The sequence below is a fragment of the Microcoleus sp. S28C3 genome, from assembly GCF_036700785.1.
GTDB lineage: Bacteria > Cyanobacteriota > Cyanobacteriia > Cyanobacteriales > Microcoleaceae > Microcoleus > Microcoleus asticus.
On record NZ_JAUBPO010000065.1, the window covers coordinates 38,973 to 45,670 of the forward strand.

Below are 6,698 nucleotides of genomic sequence, written 5' to 3' on the forward strand. Positions count from 1 at the left end.
CGCCACAATTCATGAAAAATATCAAGTTGAGAAAACTTTGGAATTCGCTGCACTGCGCTCGTGCAACCGGAATTGAGAGCAGTCCCCGAGTGATTAAAAGAGTAACAAACCAGGATTGATATGATGCCTAATTTTCAAGCAAAAACCACAGTCCGATTGCCGTAAACTAAAACACGATTTTGTAAATGATATCGCACGGCTCTTGCTAACACAACTCTTTCTAAATCTTTACCTTTGCGAACCAGATCGGACACTTCATCGCGGTGACTGACGCGCACAACATCTTGTTCGATAATCGGGCCCGCATCTAAATCGGGTGTAACGTAGTGGGCTGTTGCACCGATAATTTTAACTCCTCTTTCATAAGCTCTTTCGTAGGGATTTGCACCCACAAACGCGGGTAAAAATGAATGGTGAATATTAATCAGATTGGGAAATGCGATCGTAAAATCTTGACTCACGATTTGCATATATTTCGCCAAAACTACTAGATCGATCTTATATTTATTAAGAATTTCTAACTGTTGTGCTTCTTGAATAGCTTTATTGTCTTTAGTAATGGGAATATACTCAAAGTCGATACCGTATTGTGCGGCAAGAGGCTTTAAATTTTGATGGTTGCTGATAATCAGGGGAATTTCACATCTAATTTCTTGAGATTGTTGTCGCCAAATCAAGTCTAATAAACAATGATCTTGACGGCTTACAAAAATCGCGATCCGCCGAATTTGATGGGAGAAATGCAATTGCCAGTTGGCTTGTATGTCCTTGGCTATTTCACTAAAAGCAGGTATTATTTGTTCGGTGGTTAAGTCAAAATCATCTAATTGCCATTCTAGCCTGCTCAGAAATAATCCGGCGGTAAAATCTGTATGGTGATCTGCGTGGATGATATTGCCGTTATGGGATGCGATAAAGTTAGCAAGTAAGGCGACGAGTCCTTTGCGATCGGGACAGGCAATTAACAGGGTTGCAGTAGGCTTAGTCATAATATAATGACAAAATTGTCTCGCTGAGTCGAGCAAGAACAAGTTATCTCACAGGGGTTTATTGATACGTTTAGGGGCGGGCAAGATGCCCACCTCACAAGAGATTTTAACTAAGAGTGGAACAGGCATCTTGCCTGTTTCGATGGGCTTACTGGCGGACAAGATGCCCGCCCCACAAGAGATTTTAACTAAGAGTGGAACAGGCATCTTGCCTGTTTCGATCTTCCTTCTTCCTTCTTCTAAAATCCCATCGCCCCAGCTACTGCATCCAAAGTCGGAGCAATGCCGCTTTTAAACTGATTGTTGCTGTGATTAATTGCGGTATCCGGGTCTTTTAAACCGTTACCAGTCAGCACGCAAACCACCGTCGCCCCCGTCGGAACTTGGTCTTTCACCTTCAGCAAACCGGCCACAGAAGCTGCACTGGCTGGTTCGCAGAAAATCCCTTCCTGCGATGCTAACAAACGGTAAGCGTCGAGAATTTCGGCGTCGGTGACTGCTGCAAAACTGCCGCGGCTGGCTTCGGAAGCTGCGATCGCCTGTTTCCAGCTAGCCGGGTTGCCGATCCGAATTGCCGTCGCCAGGGTTTCTGGGTTCGCCACGGGCTGGCCCGTTACCAAAGGCGCAGCCCCAGCGGCTTGAAATCCCATCATCCGCGGCAGGCGCGAACATTTTTTGGCTTGGTGGTATTGACAAAAACCCATCCAGTATGCTGTGATGTTTCCCGCATTTCCCACGGGAATGCACAGCCAGTCGGGGGCATCGCCCAAAGCGTCCACCACTTCAAAAGCGCCGGTTTTCTGGCCTTCCAAACGGTAAGGATTGACTGAGTTGACCAATGTCACGGGGTAGTTAACGGCCATTTCGCGGACAATTTCTAAAGCCCGATCGAAATTTCCGCCAATCGAAATCACTTCCGCACCGTAAAGCAAAGCTTGCGCCAGCTTGCCCAAAGCCACGTAACCTTCGGGAATCAACACGAAAGCTCGCATTCCCCCGCGTCTGGCGTAGGCGGCCGCGGAGGCAGAAGTATTGCCGGTACTGGCACAAATTACTGCCTCCGCACCAGCTTCCTTTGCCTTGGAAATCGCCATTGTCATCCCCCGGTCTTTGAAACTACCAGTGGGGTTGAGGCCGTCGTATTTGACCAAGACGCGCACGTCTCGACCGATGAGAGAGGCGATCGCAGGTGCTGGAATCAGGGGAGTATTGCCCTCTTGGAGGGTCACTACCGGCGTGGTTTCCGTCACCGGCAGGTAGGGGCGATAAGCTTCGATCAAGCCGGGCCAGCCGTAGCGTTTCGGCTCGGCTGCGCGGGCAGCGGAGTTAGCAGCAGAGTCAGTAGCAGGTAGAATCAGGGTCACGATGTCAATGGTTTTAGGCAATGGCCAAGGAATTTACACTAATTTTAGCTCGATCGGTTAATTTGATGTTTAATACGATCGGTTCAGGTTAAAGTAACTTAATGGTGTGAATGTGTAGATATGTCTACCCAATTACTAATGTCAAATAATTCATCCACTCTTTCCCGGCCTCAAGTTACCGCGAGCAATCCCGAAATGGCTAGTTCTTCTACCCTATCGACCACTTTTGCCCGCAAAGTAGATTCGGTGAAGTGCCCCTACCAAGCCGACCAGCAAGTTAAGTTCCTGCACTTGCAAGCGGAAATCGAATCCTTGCTGCTGGAAGTGCAAAGCCTCAAACAGCAACGCTCGATCGCTGGCTTGTCGGCTCTCGACCCCATTTCTGGCAGCAACAGCAATTAGCAGACAACAGTCGCTAATGCTAACTGTGCTGCCCCTGTGTTATAGAAACAAAGGTTTTGCTACCCGCAGTATTTTTTGCCGAAAGTGCCAGAAATTCCTAACTGCGGATAGCGATCGCTAGCATTTGCTAAAACGCGCTTGCCTACTGCTCAACTCGTCTGCCACAAGCTGGCAACGAGCTGACATTTTACTGCGCTTTTTCATTGCGCTAATTTGTTAAGCCATGCTCATAGCATACGGAGAATCGAAATCAGTTTATGACAGCATCGATCGAAAAACCACTAAATTTGATATCCGCAAGTGACACTTCCAACCTGCGCCTCAAAGATATTCTCAAAACCCTGCCGCGGGAAGTATTCGTCAAAAACCCCCGCAAAGCTTGGACAAAAGTTATTGTCAACGTTTTGCTAGTTGCTGTCGGTTATTGGGGCATAGCAGTCTCTCCTTGGTTTCTACTACCCCTGATGTGGATTTTCACAGGAACCGGATTAACCGGTTTTTTTGTGATCGGTCACGACTGCGGTCACCGGTCATTTGCTAACCGCCGCTGGGTTAACGATTTAGTCGGACATCTCGCCTTTTTGCCGTTAATTTTCCCGTTTCACGCATGGCGGCACGGACACAATTATCACCACAAGCACACCAACAAAATTGGCGAAGATAATGCTTGGCAACCCATGACAGCGGAAGACTACGCTGCTGCTCCCAAGGCTTTACAAATAGCTTATAGTTTAATTTTCGGTCGGATGTGGTGGATCGGCTCGATCGCCCACTGGGCAAAAGTACACTTTATGTGGTGGCGCTTCAAAGGCCAACAGAAACAAGAACAAGTTCGGTTTTCTGTGTTAGTGGTTTTAATCGGTGCTGCGATCGGATTCCCGATTTTAATTGCAACAACAGGCATTTGGGGATTTGTCAAATTTTGGTTGATGCCCTGGCTGGTTTACCATTTCTGGATGAGCACTTTTACGATCGTTCACCACACAGCACCAGACATTTCTTTTAAAGAACCGGAAGAATGGAACGAAGCCCAATCGCAACTATCGGGAACAGTTCACTGCGATTATCCTCGCTGGGTAGAGTTTCTGTGCCACGACATTAACGTGCACGTTCCCCACCACCTTTCAACTGCTATTCCCTGGTACAATTTGCGCCTAGCCCACAGCAGCTTAAAGGAAAATTGGCAAGATCATCTCTACGAAACAGAATTTTCTTGGTCTTTAATGAAGCGGATTGCCGACAACTGTCACTTGTACAATCCCGCTGGCGGCTATCAAACATTGCAGGAATTTAACGCTAAAACAAAGTAAGTTTTCAACGCGATAAATGCTAGAAAAACCCGGTTTGTAAAACACAACCGGGTTTTTCGATATTACAATCCGTAGCCTTTGTCAGGGGCGGAATGCGCGCCCTACTGTCAATATCACAATCCGTACCATTATTAAATCAGTCATTCCAATCTAAAATCTAAAATCTAAAATCTAAAATCGAATGACTTTCAATCCCAATAACTGTCGCAACGAAAGCGAAGTAGAAAGCAAACTGATTGTCAGCTATCTGCTACCAAAACTAGGCTATACGCCGGAAACTTGGCACCAAGAAATAGCCTTTGGGAATATTCGTCTAGACTTCCTCTCATTTGCCACCCAAGTTATCCCCATAGTTGTCGATGCAGACTCGCCGATGAGTGTAGTTATGGAGGCTAAACATCCCAAGGAAAATTTAGACCGCCACCTGCGAAAACTCCATCGCTATTTAACAAGTTTGAGCATCCGCTACGGACTCATAACTAACGGTAAAGAAATTAGAATTTACCAAAGAGTCGCCGATGATATTCAGCTAGTCTTTAAGTGTGCTGGACAAGACCTTGAAAAGAGAATTGATGAAATTATCGCTTTAATTGGCAGAGATAGTTTAAAATTTATAAAAAATCCCGATAAACTCGAACTGGAGGATAGTAAAATTAATTTGGTTAGTCCTGATTTAATTAGCGAAGTCCCAGTACAGCCCAACAATCCCGCCACCGCAGAACCTGAGCCAAGTCAAATCTCTGAACCGGAACAAATACCTGAAAATTATCCAGTTAAGCCTCAAGTTAAATCCGATGTAACCGTTCCCCAAAAAACTCAAAATACAATGAAAATCCTTGCAGTTTACCACAATAAAGGCGGCGTTGGCAAAACTACAACAGTAGTCAATTTAGCCGCAGCGCTGAGCAAACAAGGTAAAAGAGTCTTGGTAATCGACTTAGACAGTCAGGCAAATACAACCTTTGCGACTGGTCTAGTAAAATTTGAAGATGAAGAAGACGACGATTTGAAAGATAGTAACATTCTTCACGTTTTGCAATCCGAAGATGATTACTCGATAGGCAAAGTAGCACGCAAGTCAAGTTTTTGCCATCCCGAAATTGATGTGATTCCTTCCCACATCAATTTGATGCACGAAGAAACCGAATTCAATCAACTAGATTACAGCCGACTGATTTTAATTCAAAAACTAGCCAAAGTAGAAGATAAATATGATATTGTACTGATCGATACGCCGCCATCTTTGAATTTTTTCGCTAGAGTGGCCCTGATTACGGCGGATTATTTAATTATTCCTTCTGACTTAAAACCTTTTGCCAATCAAGGATTGGTTAATGTCAAGGATTTTATCAAAACAGTCAACGGATTCAAAAAACTCATCGGCAAGAAACCTTTAGAAGTTTTAGGCGTCCTCCCTTGCAAAATCTCTACTAATATTAAATTTGTACAGTACAGTTTGCCCAAGCGGAGGGATGCAATTCCCAAACGCTACGGCTTGGAAATCATGGACAGCGTAATTTACGAGAGAGACGATTTAGCAAAGTGTGCAGAACAAATGCAAATCGTGGGAAATATGGAAATCGCCGATCCGATTTCAGTGCTAGACTTTAAGCCTGATTCCATCGCCTCTCAAGAATTTGAAATGCTAGCAATCGAAGTTTTGGAAAAAATAGGTAAAAACTAATGAAAAAATTATTTCCGTCCCTGGTTGCAGTGAAAAGAATTACTTCCACAGTGCCACGTTCCAATTTTGCAGAGCCTGATTTGGAGAAATTAGCGAGACTGATTTTAGAGTCAGGAGGATTGATTAATCCGATAATTGTCCGCCGAAACGGTATGGATGCCTACGAAATAGTAGACGGAGACTTTGAATACTATGCGGCGGCGAGAGCAAAGGAAATAGATGCTCTCAAAGGCGAGACAATCGGAGCATTCATCCTGGAAGAAGAAAATGAAGAACTTCTCCTCGAACAACTTGAAATTAGCAGAAAAACTGCAATCACTGAGAATCAAAGTGTAAGTGTGGTTCCCCAACAGTCCTCCAGCTTTGAACAGCGGCTGACAAATATTGAAACTCGATTGGAAAACAGAATTAATGAATTGAAAGCCGAGTATACGCAGGAAAAACAGGCGCTGATAGAGAGGGTTAAAGAAGTTGAAAGCCTCATTCCCAAACCTGTTCCGCTGTTGTCAGCGCTCAACACTCAAAAGGAATCTCAACTGGCGTCAAATTTGAAAAATGCTGGCATCAAATCTAAAACAATAATAGACCAAATCATCAAACAGCGAGAGTTGGAGCCATTTACCTCATTTGAGAATGTGGTGCAACGCATTACAGGGTTAGGCGAGAAAACAATGATTAAGGTCATTGACAATTGGCAAAGATATTTATAACCTTTCCGCTATCTAAATTGCATTTTTGGGGCCTTGCTCAAAGCCGATCCGACAAACCTTGAAAAACCCGATATGACTCGGCGGTTGAAACCCATCCTACACAAACTTTTGTCTCTCTCGCTTGAGACTAAAGAATAAAGGGGATATTAAAGCTGGCTTTCGTATAAATCAACAGTCCGGACAGTTTTTTGGGGTGAGTGGCGAGGAAAGCTATCCAAGGCTTAAAGTACAGTCATACA

General features: G+C 44.8%; 6 protein-coding genes. 4 read left to right on the plus strand and 2 right to left on the minus strand.

Annotated elements, in window-relative coordinates; all coding sequences use genetic code 11:
- Nucleotides 1-134: 134 nt before the first annotated feature.
- Nucleotides 135-989, minus strand: coding sequence for a formyltetrahydrofolate deformylase (gene purU / locus QUA13_RS19515; protein ID WP_333201097.1), 855 nt, complete (start codon nucleotides 987-989; stop codon nucleotides 135-137).
- 239 nt (nucleotides 990-1,228) lie between these two features.
- On the minus strand, nucleotides 1,229-2,353 hold the full coding sequence (thrC, locus tag QUA13_RS19520) for a threonine synthase (protein WP_333189047.1): 1,125 nt from the start codon (nucleotides 2,351-2,353) through the stop codon (nucleotides 1,229-1,231).
- A 138-nt stretch (nucleotides 2,354-2,491) separates the two neighbouring features.
- Here thrC and QUA13_RS19525 point away from each other — a divergent pair, with 138 nt between their 5' ends.
- From QUA13_RS19525 to QUA13_RS19540, 4 genes are all read left to right on the plus strand, one after another.
- The gene (locus QUA13_RS19525) at nucleotides 2,492-2,755 is read left to right on the plus strand and encodes a hypothetical protein (RefSeq protein ID WP_246276764.1); all 264 of its coding nucleotides are present in this window, start codon (nucleotides 2,492-2,494) and stop codon (nucleotides 2,753-2,755) included.
- A 257-nt stretch (nucleotides 2,756-3,012) separates the two neighbouring features.
- Nucleotides 3,013-4,065: a fatty acid desaturase gene (locus tag QUA13_RS19530; RefSeq protein ID WP_333201099.1), complete on the plus strand. Its 1,053-nt coding sequence runs from the start codon at nucleotides 3,013-3,015 to the stop codon at nucleotides 4,063-4,065.
- Nucleotides 4,066-4,246: 181 nt separating this feature from the next.
- Nucleotides 4,247-5,749, plus strand: a complete 1,503-nt coding sequence (locus QUA13_RS19535) for an AAA family ATPase (RefSeq protein ID WP_333201100.1) — start codon at nucleotides 4,247-4,249, stop codon at nucleotides 5,747-5,749.
- Nucleotides 5,749-6,459, plus strand: coding sequence for a ParB N-terminal domain-containing protein (locus QUA13_RS19540; RefSeq protein ID WP_333201102.1), 711 nt, complete (start codon nucleotides 5,749-5,751; stop codon nucleotides 6,457-6,459). Before QUA13_RS19535 ends, QUA13_RS19540 begins: the two co-directional genes overlap by 1 nt.
- The last annotated feature ends 239 nt before the right edge of the window (nucleotides 6,460-6,698 follow it).

Coding starts and splice junctions, on each gene's coding strand:
- purU (WP_333201097.1), bottom strand. CDS start 989: ATGACTAAGCCTACTGCAACCCTGTTAATTGCCTGTCCCGATCGCAAA.
- QUA13_RS19525 (WP_246276764.1), top strand. CDS start 2,492: ATGTCAAATAATTCATCCACTCTTTCCCGGCCTCAAGTTACCGCGAGC.
- QUA13_RS19530 (WP_333201099.1), top strand. CDS start 3,013: ATGACAGCATCGATCGAAAAACCACTAAATTTGATATCCGCAAGTGAC.
- QUA13_RS19535 (WP_333201100.1), top strand. CDS start 4,247: ATGACTTTCAATCCCAATAACTGTCGCAACGAAAGCGAAGTAGAAAGC.
- QUA13_RS19540 (WP_333201102.1), top strand. CDS start 5,749: ATGAAAAAATTATTTCCGTCCCTGGTTGCAGTGAAAAGAATTACTTCC.